General features: G+C 75.3%; 15 protein-coding genes. 4 read left to right on the top strand and 11 right to left on the bottom strand.

The window, feature by feature from the left end; all coding sequences use genetic code 11:
* Positions 1-18 precede the first annotated feature (18 nt).
* The 4 genes from O7606_RS12230 to O7606_RS12245 all read right to left on the bottom strand — a co-directional run bounded on the left by O7606_RS12230 (position 19) and on the right by O7606_RS12245 (position 4,409).
* Positions 19-828 carry an ABC transporter permease gene (locus O7606_RS12230; protein ID WP_281599200.1) on the bottom strand — a complete coding sequence of 270 codons (810 nt, stop codon included), beginning with the start codon at positions 826-828 and terminating at the stop codon, positions 19-21.
* Complete coding sequence (locus O7606_RS12235; protein WP_281599201.1) at positions 825-1,799, bottom strand: ATP-binding cassette domain-containing protein; 975 nt, start codon at positions 1,797-1,799, stop codon at positions 825-827. Before O7606_RS12235 ends, O7606_RS12230 begins: the two co-directional genes overlap by 4 nt.
* Positions 1,800-1,927: 128 nt before the next feature.
* Complete coding sequence (locus tag O7606_RS12240; protein ID WP_281599202.1) at positions 1,928-3,550, bottom strand: acetolactate synthase; 1,623 nt, start codon at positions 3,548-3,550, stop codon at positions 1,928-1,930.
* Positions 3,551-3,635: 85 nt separating this feature from the next.
* On the bottom strand, positions 3,636-4,409 hold the full coding sequence (locus O7606_RS12245; RefSeq protein WP_281599204.1) for an enoyl-CoA hydratase-related protein: 774 nt from the start codon (positions 4,407-4,409) through the stop codon (positions 3,636-3,638).
* 96 nt (positions 4,410-4,505) lie between these two features.
* Between O7606_RS12245 and O7606_RS12250 the strand changes: the two genes are divergently transcribed.
* Positions 4,506-4,976, top strand: a complete 471-nt coding sequence (locus O7606_RS12250; RefSeq protein WP_281599205.1) for a DUF6232 family protein — start codon at positions 4,506-4,508, stop codon at positions 4,974-4,976.
* A gap of 1,042 nt (positions 4,977-6,018) precedes the next feature.
* On the opposite strand, the gene O7606_RS12255 is transcribed toward O7606_RS12250, so the two are convergent.
* Together O7606_RS12255 and O7606_RS12260 are read right to left on the bottom strand one after the other, a co-directional pair.
* Positions 6,019-7,572, bottom strand: a complete 1,554-nt coding sequence (locus O7606_RS12255; RefSeq protein ID WP_281599206.1) for a PrsW family intramembrane metalloprotease — start codon at positions 7,570-7,572, stop codon at positions 6,019-6,021.
* Positions 7,569-8,102: a hypothetical protein gene (locus O7606_RS12260; RefSeq protein ID WP_281599207.1), complete on the bottom strand. Its 534-nt coding sequence runs from the start codon at positions 8,100-8,102 to the stop codon at positions 7,569-7,571. Before O7606_RS12260 ends, O7606_RS12255 begins: the two co-directional genes overlap by 4 nt.
* 93 nt (positions 8,103-8,195) lie before the next feature.
* Here O7606_RS12260 and O7606_RS12265 point away from each other — a divergent pair, with 93 nt between their 5' ends.
* Entirely contained in the window at positions 8,196-8,678 is a 483-nt protein-coding gene (locus tag O7606_RS12265; RefSeq protein WP_281599208.1) for a DUF6232 family protein, read from the top strand.
* A 70-nt stretch (positions 8,679-8,748) separates the two neighbouring features.
* Positions 8,749-9,519 carry a hypothetical protein gene (locus O7606_RS12270; RefSeq protein ID WP_281599209.1) on the top strand — a complete coding sequence of 257 codons (771 nt, stop codon included), beginning with the start codon at positions 8,749-8,751 and terminating at the stop codon, positions 9,517-9,519.
* A 55-nt stretch (positions 9,520-9,574) separates the two neighbouring features.
* Here O7606_RS12270 and O7606_RS12275 read toward each other — a convergent pair whose 3' ends face one another.
* The 3 genes from O7606_RS12275 to O7606_RS12285 form a co-directional block, all read right to left on the bottom strand.
* A complete protein-coding gene (locus tag O7606_RS12275) occupies positions 9,575-10,468 on the bottom strand; it encodes a ribokinase (protein WP_281599210.1) in 894 nt (297 codons plus the stop codon).
* A gap of 6 nt (positions 10,469-10,474) precedes the next feature.
* Positions 10,475-11,317 (bottom strand): ABC transporter ATP-binding protein, encoded by an 843-nt coding sequence (locus O7606_RS12280; protein ID WP_281599212.1) that lies wholly within the window; start codon positions 11,315-11,317, stop codon positions 10,475-10,477.
* Positions 11,318-11,437: 120 nt separating this feature from the next.
* The gene (locus O7606_RS12285) at positions 11,438-12,613 is read right to left on the bottom strand and encodes an ROK family transcriptional regulator (protein WP_281599214.1); all 1,176 of its coding nucleotides are present in this window, start codon (positions 12,611-12,613) and stop codon (positions 11,438-11,440) included.
* 148 nt (positions 12,614-12,761) lie between these two features.
* Here O7606_RS12285 and O7606_RS12290 point away from each other — a divergent pair, with 148 nt between their 5' ends.
* The gene (locus O7606_RS12290; RefSeq protein ID WP_281599215.1) at positions 12,762-14,288 is read left to right on the top strand and encodes a glycoside hydrolase family 3 N-terminal domain-containing protein; all 1,527 of its coding nucleotides are present in this window, start codon (positions 12,762-12,764) and stop codon (positions 14,286-14,288) included.
* 33 nt (positions 14,289-14,321) lie between these two features.
* Here the strand turns inward: O7606_RS12290 and O7606_RS12295 are convergent, their stop codons facing one another.
* Together O7606_RS12295 and O7606_RS12300 are read right to left on the bottom strand one after the other, a co-directional pair.
* Positions 14,322-14,675 (bottom strand): STAS domain-containing protein, encoded by a 354-nt coding sequence (locus tag O7606_RS12295; RefSeq protein ID WP_281599217.1) that lies wholly within the window; start codon positions 14,673-14,675, stop codon positions 14,322-14,324.
* 329 nt (positions 14,676-15,004) lie between these two features.
* Positions 15,005-15,670: a GNAT family N-acetyltransferase gene (locus O7606_RS12300; RefSeq protein WP_281599219.1), complete on the bottom strand. Its 666-nt coding sequence runs from the start codon at positions 15,668-15,670 to the stop codon at positions 15,005-15,007.
* Between the last annotated feature and the right edge of the window lie 58 nt (positions 15,671-15,728).

Below are 15,728 nucleotides of genomic sequence, written 5' to 3' on the forward strand. Positions count from 1 at the left end.
CCCGGACCGCTCGACCGGTCAGACCCGACGGCGGAGCGCCCGGACCGCCAGCGGGGCGAAGACCGCGGTGAGCACGGCGCCCCAGAGCAGCGACTGGACCACCGGGGCGGCCACCGGACCACCGACCAGCAGGCCGCGCAGCGCGTCGGCGAGCACGGTCACCGGGTTGACCTCCACCCAGGACTGCAACCAACCGGGCATGGTCTCGGTGGGCACGAAGGCGTTGCTGGTGAAGGTCAACGGGAAGATCACCATGAACCCGAAGATCTGCACCTTCTCCGGCTCGCTGACCATCACCCCGACCAGCACCGACACCCAGGCCGCCGCCAGCGAGAAGGCCAGCAGCAGGGCGAGCGCCCCGACCAGCCCGAGCGGGCCGTTGTGCAGCCGGAACCCGAGGATCGCGCCGACCCCGATCAGCAGTGAGACCGACCATGCCTGCTTGACCGTGTCGGCGAGGATCCGCCCGGCCAGCGGGGCCCACCGGGCGATCGGCAACGACCGCAGCCGGTCGAAGACACCCTTGGTGAGGTCGTTGTTGAGGCCGAAGCCGGTGGTCATGGTGGCGAAGAACGCGTTCTGCACGATGATGCCGGGCAGCGCGAAGGTGAGGTACTCGCCCGGGGAGCCGGCGATCGCCCCACCGAAGACGTACGTGAAGAGCAGCACGAACATCACCGGCTGGATGCTCAGGTCGAGCAACTCCGCCGGGTTGTGCTTGATCTGCACCAGGCTCCGCCAGGCCAGGGTGACGGTGTGCGACAGCCCGGCGACCGGGCCGGGCCGCCGGGTCGGGGCCAGCGGGGCGGGCGCGGTGACGGCGGTCATGCCAGGGTGCCTTCCAGCTCGGCGTCGGCGGGGGTCTCCGACTCGGCCCGGTGGCCGGTCAGGGAGAGGAAGACCTCGTCGAGGCTGGCCCCACGCAGCGCCAGCTCGGCCACGGCCACCCCGGACTCGTCGAGCCGGCGCACCACGGCCGGCAACACCGACGAGTCGTTCACCGGGACGGTGACGGTGGTCTGGGCGACCTCCGGGGCGTGCCCGGTGACTTGCCCGGCGATGGCGAGCACGGTCGGCAGGTCGGCGGCCCGCTCGGGCCGTACGCTGAGCGTCTGCCCGCCGGTCTTCGCCTTCAGCTCCTCCGGGGCGCCCTGGGCGATCACCCGCCCGTGGTCGACCACGGCGATCTCGCTGGCGAGCTGGTCGGCCTCCTCCAGGTATTGCGTGGTGAGCAGCACGGTGACCCCGTCGGCGACCAGACCCCGGACGATCTCCCACAGCTCGGTGCGGCTGCGCGGGTCGAGCCCGGTGGTCGGCTCGTCGAGGAAGAGCACCTGCGGGCGGCCGACCAGGCTGGCGGCCAGGTCGAGCCGCCGACGCATCCCGCCGGAGTAGGTCTTGGCGGACCGGTCGCCCGCGTCGGTCAGGTCGAAGTCGGCGAGCAACTGCCGGGCGCGGGCCTTCGCGTCCGACCGGCGCAGCCCGAGCAGCCGGCCGATGAGCAGCAGATTCTCCGCGCCGGTGAGGGCCTCGTCCACCGAGGCGTACTGCCCGGTCAGTCCGATCGCCTGGCGGACCCGGTGGGCGTCCCGGGCGACGTCGTACCCGGCGACGGTGGCGTGCCCCTCGTCGGCGCGGAGCAGGGTGGCGAGCACCCGTACCGTGGTGGTCTTTCCGGCCCCGTTCGGGCCGAGCAGGCCGAAGACCGTCCCGCTCGGCACCGCCAGGTCGACTCCGGCGAGCGCGGTGGTGGCGCCGAAACGCCTGACCAACCCCTCAGCCCGGATGGCATGGGTCATGGACAACAACTCCCCCGTGTCGTGGCGCAGATGTCGGCACGCAGCATGGACGACGGGTATGACACTTTTCCGTCGTGCCACGGCCCGACCCTACGGCGCGCGCGGGGAAGCCGCTGACGATTTTCGCCTCAGGCGAGGGTGGAGGAGCGCGGGTACGCGTCGGTCGGGTCGGTGAGCACGTTGACCAGGTACGGCACCCCGGCGTCGAAGGCGCGTTCCAGCGCCGGCCCCAGGTCGGCGGCCTTCGCCACCGTCTCGCCGGCCCCGCCCAGCGCGGTCACCACCTGGTCGTAGCGCAGCTCCGGCTGGAGGTCGGCGGCGAGGTCGTAGCCGTACATGGCGCGCATCGGGTGTTTCTCCAGCCCCCAGATGCCGTTGTTGCCGACCACCATCACCACCGGCAGCTTCTGCCGGACCAGCGACTCCACGTCCATCAGCGAGAACCCGGCCGCGCCGTCGCCCAGCAGCACGCAGACCTGCCGGTCGGGGTGGGTGATCCGGGCCCCCATCGCGTACCCCATGCCGGTGCCGAGGCAGCCGTACGGGCCCGGGTCCAGCCAGGTGCCCGGCCGGGCCGGCTCCAGGTAACGGCCGGCGTACGAGACGAAGTCACCGCCGTCGCCGATGGTGATGGCGTCCGGGGCGAGCACCTTGCGCAGCTCGCCGTAGACCCGGCCGGGGCGGATCGGGTCGCTGTCGGCGGCCAGCTCGGCGGCGTCGCGGGCCTTCGCGGCGTCCTCCTTGACGCGCAGCTCGGCGACCCAGTCGGCGTGGTCGACCCGGTCGCCGGAGTGGTCGGCCAGCGCGGTGAGGATCAGCCGCAGGTCACCGGCGGGCGAGACGGCCGTCTCGACGTGCGAGGCGCGCTGGCTCGGCGCGTCGACGACGTGCGCCACCCGCGCGTCGCCGAAGTCGCCGAAGCCGAGGCGGAAATCCAGCGGGGTACCGATCACCACGACCACGTCGGCGCCGCCCAGGGCGGCCCGCCGGGCCTTGGCGAAGGCGAGCGGATGCTCCGGCGGGAGCGCGCCGCGCCCCATGCCGTTGGTGAACACCGGCACGACGAGCGCCTCGGCCGCCGCCCGCAACGCGTCCACCGCGCCGCCGGCCCACACGTCCGACCCGGCCACGATCACCGGCCGCTGCGCGCCGGCGATCAGCTCGGCCGTCCGGGCGACCTCGTCCGGGTCCGCCGCCAGCGGCGCGGGGGCCGCGCCGGTCGGCAGGTCCGCCTCGCCGGTCGAGAAGATCACTTCCAGCGGTACGTCGAGGAAGACCGGCCCGCGGTGCGGGGTGAGCGCGGCGTCCAGCGCGGCGGCCACCGCCCCGGGGATGCCGTCGGTGTCGAAGATCGTCTCGGCGTGCCTGGTGACCGGCCGGACCAGCGGGAGATGGTCCATCTCCTGGAGGCTGCCCGAGCCCCAGCGGAACGCCGGCGCCCTGCCCCCCAGCACCAGCACCGGGGAGGCGTTGAAGAAGGCGCTGGTCAGGCCGGAGATGCCGTTGGTGACGCCGGGGCCGGCGGTGAGCACGGCGAGGCCGGGGCGACGCTGGAGCTTGGCCACCGCCTCGGCGGCGAACACCGCCGACTGCTCGTGCCGCACGTCGTACACGGGGAAGTCGGTCGTGTGCGCGGCGTCGTAGAGCGGGAAGACGTGCCCGCCGGAGAGGGTGAACATCTCGCGTACGCCGTACGCGCGCAGCGCCGCGAGCGCCAGCTCACCGCCGTGCCCCTCGATCCGCTCCGTCATTCCTCGCCCCTCTCCCGTCACGTGGCCGGTCCGAGGTTACCCGTCGGTCACGTGGACGTGAAGATTCCTCGGCGCGCCGCCCCGGTCAGCGGCCGGTGAAGCGGGGCTTGCGCTTCTCGACGAAGGCGGCCATGCCCTCGCGCCGGTCCTCGGTGGCGAACAGCGCCGCGAAGAGCTGGCTCTCCCACGCCAGGCCGGAGCCCAGATCCATGTCGAGGCCGCCGTCGACGGCCAGTTTCGCCGCCCGCAACGCCTGCGCCGGACCGTCCAGGTACGGCTTGACCAGCTCCATGGCGGCCAGGTGCACGTCGGCGGCCGGCACCACCCGGTCGGCCAGCCCGATCCGCAGCGCCTCCTGCGCGTCGACCATCCGACCCGACATGATCAGCTCCTTGGCCCGGGCCGGGCCGACCAGCCGGGCCAGCCGCTGGGTGCCGCCCGCGCCCGGGATGATGCCGAGCCTGATCTCCGGCTGGCCGAGTTTGGCGTCCTCGGCCACCACTCGCCAGTCACAGGCCAGCGCCAGCTCGCAACCGCCACCGAGGGCGTAACCGGTGATCGCGGCGACCACCGGCTTGGGGATCCGGGTGAACGCGCCGAGCGCGCTGGAGAGGTCGGCCGCCCGCTGCGCCATGTCCACGTAGGACATGTCGGCCATCTCCTTGATGTCCGCGCCGGCGGCGAAGACCTTCTCCCCGCCGTACACGATGACGGCGCGGACCTCGGGGTCGGCGGCGGCGGCCGTGGCGGCGGCCCGCAGCTCCTCCTGGAGCTGGGTGTTGAGCGCGTTCATCGGCGGCCGGTCCAGCCGGATGGTGCCGATGCCGCCCTGGGTCTCCAGCCGCACGAACTCGCCCACGCTGCCCTCACTTCCTCGTCGAAGTCGCGTGCCAACCTTACGGCCCGGCTCGTTGGGACAGTAGTCTGGTGCCAGCCCCCGCCACCGGGAGTCGCGATGGTCATGTTCTACGACGACAGGTCGGTGCAGGTCACCTCGACCGCCGTCCGGGTCGACGGACGCGTCTTCCCGCTCGCCGAGATCACCCAGGTCTGGCACCAGAAGGGCAGCCGGTCCTGGCGGGTGCTCGCCGGACGGGGCGCGATCGGCGCGGCGATGGCCGGGCCGCTGGTCGCCGCGCTCCTCGGCGTCGCGCTCGCGGTGTGGCTGCACCGGTCGTGGACGGTCACCATCGCCATCGTCGGCGCGTCGGTGCTGGTCGGTCTCGCGGTCGGCCCGGTCGCCGACGTCCTGTTCGAGCTCATGGACCGCTCGTACGCCCGGGGCAGCCGGCAACGGGAGATCTGGATCCGCTGGCGGGGCCAGCCGGTGCGGCTGGTGCACACCGCCGACGCGCTGCGTTTCGGGCAGATCTACCGGGCGCTGCAACGGGCCATGGAACGCGACCAGCCCGCCCGCCGCCGCTGACTCCTGACAGGCAGCGGGCGCCGGGCAGCGGGCGCCGGGCGCCGGTGTGTCCCGGCCGGGTCGGCCCCGGTCACGTGATCAACTTCGTTTCACGGATATGGGGGCATCGCTGGCCGGCGATACCCCCATATCCGTGAAGTGGCCGGCGCGGGCCCGGCCTGGTCGGGCCGCGCCGGCTGGCGACGGTAGGGCTGGAGACTTCCTTTGGAGCTGCCCCGTCCGTGCGCCCATGCCACACCGCGGTACCCGCCGGCGTCGGGGCGCCGGGCGGGCGGCGAGGCGTGGGCGCTGCTCACCACCACCGGCGTCTCCACCCTGCCCGGCTGGTCCCGGCTGGTCCCACGCCGCGCGCCGCACCACCGCGCAAGCCACGCCACCCAGCCCCGCCCACGCCGTGTCGTCACCGCCCACGCCGCCCACGTCGCACCACGCCGCCCACCGCCGCATCGTCACCGCCCACGCCGCGCACGTCGCACCACGCCGCCCACCGCCGCATCGTCACCGCCTACGCCGCGCACGTCGCACCACGCCGCGCAGGTCGCACCACGCCGCGCAGGTCGCACCACGCCGCGCACGTCGCACCACGCCGCCCACCGCCGCACATCGCATCCACGCCGCCCAGGGCGCCCACGCCCCTCCTCGCCACCCATGCCACTCAGCCGCTCCCGCACCATCTACGCCACCCAAGCCGCCGCACGCGTGCGGCACACGTTCGCCCTGATCGCGGTGCCACTCAAGCTGACGCCTGCCCATGCCGCGCGACCACGCCGCGCACGCCAGGCCGCGCATCGCCATGGGCAACGCGTCGCCACGCACGCCACGCCACGTGATCCACGCCGCGCATGAGGCTCCAGCGCCGGTTGCGGTGCACACCCCCGGTTGCCCCATATCTGGGGCAGCTCCAAAGCGTGCTGTCGACAGACCTGCTCCCCGGCTCCCGCCGCCCACCGCTCGGCTGGGCTACCGTTCCGCCCACTGCCCGCTGACCCCTCCCCGCTGACCGCTGCCCCTCCCCGCTGGCCCCCGTTGGCCGTTGGCTGGGTCAGGCTCCGCCGGGGTAGAGCAGGGCGAGCAACATCCCGGTCAGCCAGACGTACCCGGTGACGGCGACCGCGACCGTCAACGGCGCCGGACGCTGCTGACGGTGGGCGAGCACCAGGGCGGCCAGCGCCGGCACCAGCCAGTGCGCCAGCCCGGCGACACCGAGCAGGACCGCCCCCGGCACCAGCCAGCGTGGAGCCGCCGGCCGGATCGGCGCGGTGGGCCCCTCGACCGAGCCGGTCAGCTCACCGAGCCGGGTACGGGCAGCCGACAGGTCGAGCCGGGCCTGCCGGGCAGTATGGGGCGGGAGCGGGTCCAGGAAAGCGAGCTGGACCGTGTGCAGGCGACGCAGGGCGCGGGCGGCGGGACGGCCGTGCTCCCGGCGGAACGCCCGGACTGTCCGGAACCTCGTCCAGACGGTGGCGAGCAGGGCGGCCTCGGTCGGGGTGGCGACGGCGAACGACGGTCCGACGACCGGTGGCAACCCCGCCGGAGGAACGACCAGGGACGGCCCCGACGGCAGGACAAAGGACGACGGCAGGACAAAGGACGACGGCAGGACAAAGGACGGCGGCAGGACGAAGGACGACAGGGACGGACTCCACGTGCCGGGCGCGTCGGTCCGAGCGATCGGGGCGGTCGGGGCGGGGGAAAGGTCGGCCGGGGCGGTCAGGGCGGTGGTGCGGTGGAGCGCCTCCTGGCGGCGCAGCACGGCCAGGGCGTACCAGGCGCCCGCTCCGGGGACGCCGATCACCAGGAAGTAGCCGGCCATCGGCGAGATCGTGGGCAGGCGGTCGAGCAGCTCGGTGCTGCGCAACGCCAGCGGGGAGTTGACCGCCGCGTGGGCCAGCCAGGCCAGGCCGTACGCCCCGGCCAGCGCCGCCCAGCGGCGGACCGGACGGTGGTCGGCGCGCAGCATCGCGTACCCGATGCCGGCCCCGACCAGGGCGGTGAAGAGCGGATGGCTGACCAGCCCGGGCACGACGGTCCGGAGGGCGACGACGCGGAGCGCGTCCGCCGCGTGGTCGGGCAGGGTCTCGTCGGCGACGGCGAGGGCGTAGCCGAGATCTTCGACGGTGGCGAATCCCACGCCGGCCACCGCGCCGTAGAACGCGCCGGCGAACGGGGTACGCAGGTGCGGTCGGGCGGCCAGCAGGAGCAGCAGCACCCCGGCGCCCTTGGCGGTCTCCTCGGTGGTCGGCGCGACCAGCGCAGGCCCCCAGGCGGCGGCGAACCCGGGCGAGGTGAGCTGTGCCAGCAGCACGTCCCCGGTGTAGCCGGCGAGCGCGCCCACCAGGACCGCGACGGTGCCGCCCCAGCCGAACGCCAGCAGCACCAGCCACCAGGGCCGCCGGCCGAGCTGGTCGAGCCGGCGCAGCGCCGCCAGGCTCAACGCGGCGTAGGCCGCCAGCGGCGGCACGGCGGCCAGCGCCGACCGGGGGGCCACCCAGGCCCCGAAGCCGAGCAGCAGCAGCGGACCGGCCGCGCCCACCGTCACCACCGCCACCAGCAGCCAGAACACCGGGGTACGGGCCGGCGAGTACGGGCGGGTCACGACGGGTCCGAGCGTAGGCCGGTCAACGCGGCCCGGACCGGGGCGGGCAGCTCGGCGCAGCCGTCGACCGGGGTGACCAGCGCGGTGACCGCCACCTCCGGGCCGGTGAGCACGGCGTAGCATGCGGGCTGCTCGCCGGTGAGCGGCCCCCACTCGCCGCGCAGCCCGGCGGCGCGCAGCGGCTCGGGGCGGCCGGCCGGGCGGAGCAGCTCGTCGCGGGCCAACCGGTGCCGGGCGTGCGCCGTGAAGGGTTCCGGGTCACCCTGGTACGCCACCGCGGTGAGCCGGATCCGCAGCCCGTCGGCGGTGCGCAGGACCACCTCACCGGCGCCGGGGCGGGAGTCGGTGACGTCCAACCGCGCGCCGGGTGGCGGGTCGATCCGTACGCCGTGCCCGACGTCGACCGGTCGGGTCAGTGGTGGCCCCTCGGTGGGTAGCCCGGCCGACACGATGGCCGGCACGACAGTCAGCGCGCCCAGTCCGGTCAGGACGCCGAGCGCTACCCCGAGATCCCGCCATCTGCTCGTCATCGTTACAGGGTGTCAGGCCGGGGTGTCGACTGCGCAACCACTCAGTCGGCGACGGGGGTGCCGACGGCCCCGTCGACAGGGTTCACTGGAAAGATGACTCTCTATTACCAGGACGACACGGTACAGGTGACCTCCGAGTCGATCCAGGTGGAGGGGCTGACACTGTGGCTGGCCGACGTCTCGTACGTCTGGCACGCCCGCGGGCGGACCACGGCGGCGCAGCGGTCCCGCAAACTGGGCCGGGGCGTGCTGGTGCTGCTGCTCTCCCTGCCGCCGCTGGTGGCGGTGGTGTGCGTGGTGTCGGTGCTCGGGGCGGCGGCGCAGGACCGGGGCGACTGGACGGTGGCGCTGATCGTCATCGCGGCGTTCGCGGTGGGCGCGCTGGTGCTCGCCCCGTTCCTGGAGTTGCCGCTGGGCTGGCTGGACCGCTCGTACGAGCGTGGGGACCGGGTGCACGAGCTGTGGGTACGGCACCTGGGGCACGACATCCTGTTGCTGAGCTCATCGGACGCGCTGCGGTTCGGGCAGATCTACCGGGCCGTGCAGCGGGCCGTCGAGCAGCGGGGCGACCGGTGAGCGGCGTCCGCCCGGACGGCGGTGGTGGCCCGGACGGCGGTGGTGGCCGGTACGACGCACACTGGTCTGCATGGCGATCCCCCTCCCCCGCCCGACCGCCGTGTTCGGGTTGACCCGCTCCGCGTTCGACCAGGCGTGGGGCTCCGCGGCCTCGTTCGCCGCCGTCCCGGCCCGCGCCTTCGCGGTGCTCGACAGCGTGGAGGCGCTGGTGGCCCGGATCGACGCCGTGGCGGACCGGATCGAGGCGGTGGTCGACCGGGTCGAGGAGACCCTGGACCGTACCGACCGGGTGGTCGAGCGGGCCGAGGCGGTCTCCTCGTCCGCCGCCACCGTGGTCACCGACGCGGAGACCGTGGCGGCCCGCGCGAAAGCGGTGGTCACCGAAGCGGAGACGGTGGCCGCACGGGCGGGGACCGTGGTCAGCGAAGCGGAGACGGTCGCGGCACGGGCGGGGACGGTGGTCGCGGAGGCGGGGGCGGTGGCCGGGCGGGCGGCCGGCACGGTGGAGACGGCGCGGGCCGCCGCCGCCGTCGCCGGGGAGCTGCTGTCGGCGTACGAGCCGGCGTTGCGCCGGGCCGCCCCGATGGCCGCCCGGTTCGTGGAGCAGCTCAGCCAGGAGGAGGTGACGGCCGCGATCCGGCTGGTCGACGAGCTGCCGAAGCTGAAGGAGCACCTGACCGCCGACGTGCTGCCGATCCTGGCCACCCTGGACCGGGTCGGCCCGGACCTGCACGACCTGCTCGACGTCACCCGGGACCTGAAACTCGCGGTGGCCGGCATTCCGGGGCTGGGCATGCTGCGCCGCCGGGGCGAACGCCGCGCCGACGAGCCGGCGGACTGACCCGGAAGCCGCGCCGACCCGGAAGCCGCGCTGGGGGCGGTCGGTAGGTGACGGGTCAGCCGGCGTAGAGCTGGTCGATCTCGGGGCGGTGCGGGAGGGCCACGGACGCGCCCAGCTTGCGGACGCAGGCCGCGCCGGCCGCGGCGGCCCAGCGGACCGCGTCGGGCAGGTCGCGTCCCTCGCCCCAGCCGACGGCGAGGGCGGCGGTGAAGGCGTCACCGGCGGCGGTGGAGTCGACGACATCCACGACGAACGCCGGCACGTGCTCGTGGGCGCCGTCCCGGTCGACGTACCAGGCGCCCTGGCCGCCGAGGGTGAGCACCGCCCGGGGGACGAGCTCCAGCAGGGCGCGCGGGTCCTCGCGGCCCCGACCGGTGAGGGCCCGCGCCTCGACCTCGTTGACCACCAGCACGTCCACCGCGGCCAGCAGCTCCGCCGGGACCTGCCGGGCCGGCGCGGCGTTGACGACGACCCGGGTGCCGGCGGCGCGGGCGGCCAGCGCCGCCGTGGTCACCGTCTCGACCGGGATCTCCAACTGCGCCACCAGGACGTCGGCTTCCCGTACGCAGGTCAGCTCGTCCTCGGTGAGCCCGGTGAGGGTGGCGTTCGCGCCGGGCGCGACCAGGATGGTGTTCTCGCCCTCGGCGTCGACCATGATCAGGGCGACGCCGGACGTGCCGTAGCTGACCCGCAGGTGTCGGGTGTCGACGCCGGCGGCGGTGATCCGGGCCCGCAGGGTGACGCCGAACGCGTCCGAGCCGATCGCGCCGAGGAAGGCGCAGGAGGCGCCGGCGCGGGCGGCGGCGACGGCCTGGTTGGCGCCCTTGCCGCCGGGGACCATGACGAAGTCGCTGCCGAGCACCGTCTCGCCGGGCCGGGGCAGGGTGGGGGCCGCGCCGACCAGGTCCATGTTGGCGCTGCCGACGACGACCACCCGGGTCTGGGGCATCGCGGGTCAGGCGGCGCGGGCGGTGAACCGCTCGCCGGAGCGTTCCACCACCAGCGGCAGGCCGAAGGTCTTGGAGAGGTTGTCGCTGGTCAGGGTGGCGCCGAGCAGCCCCTGGGCGACCACGCCCGCGTCGCGCAGCAGCAGCGCGTGGGTGAAGCCCGGCGGGATCTCCTCGACGTGGTGGGTGACCAGCACCAGCGCCGGGGCGTCCGGGTCGTACGCCAGCTCGGCGAGCCGGGCGACCAGGTCCTCCCGGCCGCCGAGGTCGAGGCCGGCGGCGGGCTCGTCGAGCAGCAGCAGCTCGGGGTCGGTCATCAGCGCGCGGGCGATCTGGACCCGTTTGCGTTCGCCTTCGGAGAGGGTGCCGTACCCCCGGTCGGCGAGGTGGGCGACGCCGAGCTGGCCGAGCAGCGCGCGGGCCCGGCCCTCGTCGGCCGGGTCGTAGCTCTCCCGCCAGCGGCCGACCACGGACCAGGCGGCGGTGACCACCACGTCGGTGACCTTCTCCTCGCCGGGGATGCGGTCGGCGAGGGCGGCGGTGGTGAGGCCGATGCGGGTGCGTAGCTCGTTGAGGTCGGTGCGGCCGATCCGCTCGCCGAGCACGTGGGCGACGCCGGTGGTCGGGTGGAGTCGTCCGGACGCCAGGTTGAGCAGGGTGGTCTTGCCGGCGCCGTTGGGGCCGAGGACCACCCAGCGCTCGTCCAGCTCGACCCGCCAGTCGACGTCGCGTAGCAGCGTGGCGCCGGACCGGCGTACGCCGACGCCGTCGAGGTTGACCACCAGATCCTCGTCCACGGCCGGTGGTGCGGGTGCGGCGCCGTCCGCGCCGGGGATCAGCTCAGCAGTCACCCGGCCATCCAACCACGTGCCCGTCCCGGGGCACCTCACGGGCGACCGGGATCACTGGCAACACCTTGCAGCGTACGGAATCGTGGTGAAGAATTCCTTCACATGCGGAGCCGGTGCCCCCTACCCGACGGTGGAGCCGAACACCTCGTCCCGGACGGCGTCCAGGGCGGTGCGCAACGCCCCGCGCAGGATCGGCTCGTCGCTCAGCCCGGTCGGCACCACCCTCGGCCGGACCAGCGTGATCGCGGCCACCTCGTGCTGCACCCGCTCGGCCAGGGCCGTCCCGCCGGCCCGGCCCACCTCGCCGGCCAGCACCACCAGCGGCGGATCGAGCACCACGCAGGTGCTCGCCACCCCGAGGGCCAGCCGGCGGGCCAGCTCGTCGAGCAGCGGGCCACCGGCGTCGCCGGCCTCGACCGCCGCCCGTACCGCCGCCGCCGCGTCGTCGGCCGCGAAGCCGTGCTCACCGGCCACCGCGCGGACCGTCTCACCGCCCACGACCTGCTGGAACGCCGGCTTGGCCCGGCGGGAGACGTCACGCGGGATGGGCGCGCCCGGCACCGGCAGGTAGCCGATCTCGCCGGCCGCGCCGCTGCTGCCGTGGTGCAGCCGGCCACCCAGCACGATCGCCAGACCCACCCCGGCGTCCACCCAGACCAGCACGAAGTCCGTCATCCCCCGGGCCGCGCCGGACTGCGCCTCGGCGACCGCCGCCAGGTTCACGTCGTTCTCGAAGACCACCGGGGTGGCCAGGTCGTCGCGGAGCGCGGCGAGCAGACCCCGGTGCCAGCGCGGCAGGTTGAACGCGAAGGTGATGTCCCCGGTCGCCGGGTCCACCAGACCCGGGGTGCCCAGCACGATCCGCCGTACGCTGGCCAGCGGGGCGGCGGCGTCGCTGGCCGCCCGCACCACCGCGTTGTGCACCACGCCCACCGGGTCGTCGGTGTCCCGGGTGGACTGCTCGACCCGGCCGATCACCGTGCCGGTGATGTCGGCGCAGGCCGCCACCACCCGGTCCGCCCCGACGTCCACCCCGATCACGTGCGCGCTGCCCGGCCGTACGGCGTAGAGCTGGGCGTTCGGCCCGCGCCCGCCGGCCTGCTCGCCGACCCGGGCGACCAGGCCGCGCTCCTCCAGCCGCTCGACGAGCTGCGAGGCGGTGACCTTGGACAGGCCGGTCAGCTCGCCGAGGCGGGCCCGGGTGAGCGGCCCCTGCTCGAGCAGCAACTCCAGGGCGGCGCGGTCGTTGAGGGCGCGCAACAGGCGGGGGGTGCCGGGCAGCCGCGTCGAACTCATGCCACGTCCTCTGGTTCTGTTGAGCGTGTTGATCGTACCGGGCGGGGAGTGTTCGTAGCGTAACGCCGTCGTCGGCCGGGCCCCGGCCCCGTCGTCGACGGCGGGCAGCCGGACGGGAGCCCGGACGACCCCGAGGGAAGGAGATCACGTGGGCCTGGACCCAGGACTTCGCCGGCTCGTGCTCGGCACGCTGCTGGCCGCGTACCCGGGGCCGACGCCGCCGGCGTGGGCGCTGGAGCTGACCGGCGCGGGGCTGGCCGGGTTCACCCTGTTCGGCCCGAACGTGCAGACCCCTGCGCAGGTGGCGGCGGCCACCGCCGCGCTGCGCGCCGCCCGCCCCGACGTGCTGGTCACGATCGACGAGGAGGGCGGTGACGTGACCCGGCTGGCGCACGCCACCGGCAGCCCGTACCCGGGCAACGCGGCGCTCGGCGCGGTCGACGACGTGACCCTGACCCGTCAGGTGTACGCGGCGATCGGCGCGGAGCTGGCCGCGGTCGGCGTCACCGTGAACCTGGCCCCCACGGTGGACGTGAACAGCGTCGACGAGAACCCGGTGATCGGCACCCGGTCGTTCGGCGCGGACCCGGCCCGGGTCGCCGCGCACACCGCCGCCGCCGTGGCCGGGTTGCAGGGTGTGGGGGTGGCCGCCTGCGCCAAGCACTTCCCCGGGCACGGCGCGACCGTCGCCGACTCGCATCTGGAGCTGCCCACCGTCGACGTGCCGTTGGACGTGCTGCGGGCCCGTGACCTGCCGCCGTTCGCCGCGGCCGTGGCCGCCGACGCCAAGGCGATCATGACCGCGCACATCCGGGTGCCGGCGCTGACCGGCGACGGGCCGGCGACCTTCAGCCGGGCGGTCCTGGTCGACCTGCTCCGCCGGGAGCTGGGTTTCACCGGCACGGTGGTCACCGACGCGCTGGAGATGAGGGGCGCGGTGGTGGCGGCGGGCGGCGTCGGTCCGGCCGCGGTGGCCGCCCTCGCGGCCGGCGCGGACCTGCTCTGTGTCGGGGCGAGGGTGGACGCGGCGCTGGTCGGGACGGTGGTCGCGGAGATCGTCGCGGCGCTCGGCGACGGACGGCTGACCCTCGACCGGGTCGAGGAGGCCGCCGCCCGTTCCGCCACCCTCGCCACCGGCGCCGCCACCCTCACCACCCACGCCCGGGCCGCCGCGGCCGTCGGCGCCGTCGCGCCGGCCGGCGCCGCCGCGCCCGCCGGCCGGGTCGGCGGCCAGGTCGCCGCCACCAGCACCGGGCTGGGGTACGCGGTCGCGCGGCGGGCGGTCACCGTGGAGGGCACGCCGGGCGGGCTGGCCGGGGCGCTGGTGGTGCAGGCGCACGCCACCGCCACGCTGGCCGAGGGGCGGGTGCCGTGGGGCCTCGGCCCGCACCTGCCCGACGACGTGGAGGAGGTCCGGGTGGTGGCCGGCGCGACCGACCCGGCCGCCCTGCGGGCGCTCGCCGGGGACCGGCCGATCGTGCTGGTCGCCCGGCACCTGTGGCGGTTGCCGGGCGGCCCGGAGCTGGTCGAGGCGCTGGCCGCCACGCATCCGGTGACGGTGGTGGAGATGGGCTGGCCGGGGCGTTGGCGGCCGGCCGGCGTCCGCGCCTTCGTCGCCACGTACGGCGCGAGTCACGCCAACGGCCACGCCGCCGCCGACGCCCTGGGCTGGTAGGGCCGCTGACGCCCTGGGCTGGTAGGGAGGGGGTCAGCCGCCGAGGTGGCGGGAGCGGGGCGGGTCGGGGGTGACCACGTCGGGCAGGCCGAGCAGCGGCCCGATGGAGGTGATCCGCAGCACCCGCGCCACCGGCGGCTGCGGGTCGGTCACCCGCAGCGCCACGCCGCGTTCCCGGGCGAGGGTGAGGCCGTCGATCAACGCGCGCAGGCCGGTGGAGTCGAGGAAGCCGACGCCGGCCAGGTCGACCACGCACTCCCGCAGGCCGGGCCGGTTCAGCGCGGTGGTGAGCGCCTCCTCCAGCACGCCGACCGTGGCCATGTCGAGCTCACCGAGCGGGGCCAGCGTCACGCCGTCCCGCCCGACCTCCACCATTCGCAGCTCCATGCTCGCCCACCGTCCCCGCAGCGTTCCGAAAGGCCCGCGCCGTCCCCACAGTCGTACGTTCCGTAACGACAGCCCCGATACCGGGAACATGAATCGTCGCAGGTCAAGCCGACTTTTGGACATCGGAAACCAGGATTTCAGCGGTTGCCCCGCCGCATTCTGGACACATAGCGTCACCTCACCGGGGTGACCGGTCGGGTACCTCCTCGGACCTGGGGGAAGAGAGGCGGCGGACCGTGGATCCGGCCCGGGATCCACGGTCCGCGCCCCGTCGTCGACGTCCGGCACGCCTCTACCCCGCCCGGCGGCACGCGGAAACCCGACGCCGGTCAGTCGGGGTAGACCCCGTACGACCGCCAGCCCCGGTCGGGGAAGCCGGCCGCGGCGGCCACCCGGGCGGAGGCCACGTTGTCGACCGCGTGCAGGTACGTCGGGACGGCGCCGTCGGCCAGCACCCGGCGGGCGGCCTGGGCGACGAGCCGACGGGCCAGCCCGCGCCCCCGGGCGGTCGGCACGGTGCCCACGGCCAGCTCGTGGCCGTACCGGTCGTGTCGTTTGATCCCGACGCCGGCGAGGTAGCGGCCGTCGGCGTCCCACACGACCAGCACGTCGGTGTCGAACAGCCGCAGCCAGGACGGCAGGCCCGGGTCGGTCGGGCGGGTCCACCCGCCGGCGTCCGGCAGCGCGGCCGGCGCGACGGTCCACCGGAAGACCGCGTCGCGGGCCGGCCAGCCGGGGTGACCCACGGCCCGGGGCAGCGCGGCCAGCAGGCGCGGAAAGCTCCGCCGGGCCGCCAGCGCCCGCACCGCCGCGACCCGCTCCGACGGTACGGAGAGCACCCCGCTGCCCGGCGCGGACACCCCGATCGCGGGGCGGAGCCGGCCGTCCCAGGCGGGGCGGCTGCGCCGGGGCGACCCGACGACGTGCAGTCCGGGCCCGGCCGGCCACTGCCCGAGCCAGGTCACCAGGTGCAGGTGCAGTCGTCGGTCCAGCACGTCGATCACGGTACGCGTGGCGGCGGCCGGTGTCCGCGCGGTCGCCCGACCGGTGACG

It is taken from the genome of Micromonospora sp. WMMD882 (assembly GCF_027497255.1).
GTDB lineage: Bacteria > Actinomycetota > Actinomycetes > Mycobacteriales > Micromonosporaceae > Micromonospora.

Coding starts and splice junctions, on each gene's coding strand:
- O7606_RS12240 (WP_281599202.1), bottom strand. CDS start 3,550: ATGACGGAGCGGATCGAGGGGCACGGCGGTGAGCTGGCGCTCGCGGCG.
- O7606_RS12265 (WP_281599208.1), top strand. CDS start 8,196: ATGACTCTCTATTACCAGGACGACACGGTACAGGTGACCTCCGAGTCG.
- O7606_RS12285 (WP_281599214.1), bottom strand. CDS start 12,613: ATGAGTTCGACGCGGCTGCCCGGCACCCCCCGCCTGTTGCGCGCCCTC.
- O7606_RS12275 (WP_281599210.1), bottom strand. CDS start 10,468: ATGCCCCAGACCCGGGTGGTCGTCGTCGGCAGCGCCAACATGGACCTG.
- O7606_RS12235 (WP_281599201.1), bottom strand. CDS start 1,799: ATGACCCATGCCATCCGGGCTGAGGGGTTGGTCAGGCGTTTCGGCGCC.
- O7606_RS12250 (WP_281599205.1), top strand. CDS start 4,506: ATGGTCATGTTCTACGACGACAGGTCGGTGCAGGTCACCTCGACCGCC.
- O7606_RS12260 (WP_281599207.1), bottom strand. CDS start 8,102: ATGACGAGCAGATGGCGGGATCTCGGGGTAGCGCTCGGCGTCCTGACC.
- O7606_RS12270 (WP_281599209.1), top strand. CDS start 8,749: ATGGCGATCCCCCTCCCCCGCCCGACCGCCGTGTTCGGGTTGACCCGC.
- O7606_RS12295 (WP_281599217.1), bottom strand. CDS start 14,675: ATGGAGCTGCGAATGGTGGAGGTCGGGCGGGACGGCGTGACGCTGGCC.
- O7606_RS12230 (WP_281599200.1), bottom strand. CDS start 828: ATGACCGCCGTCACCGCGCCCGCCCCGCTGGCCCCGACCCGGCGGCCC.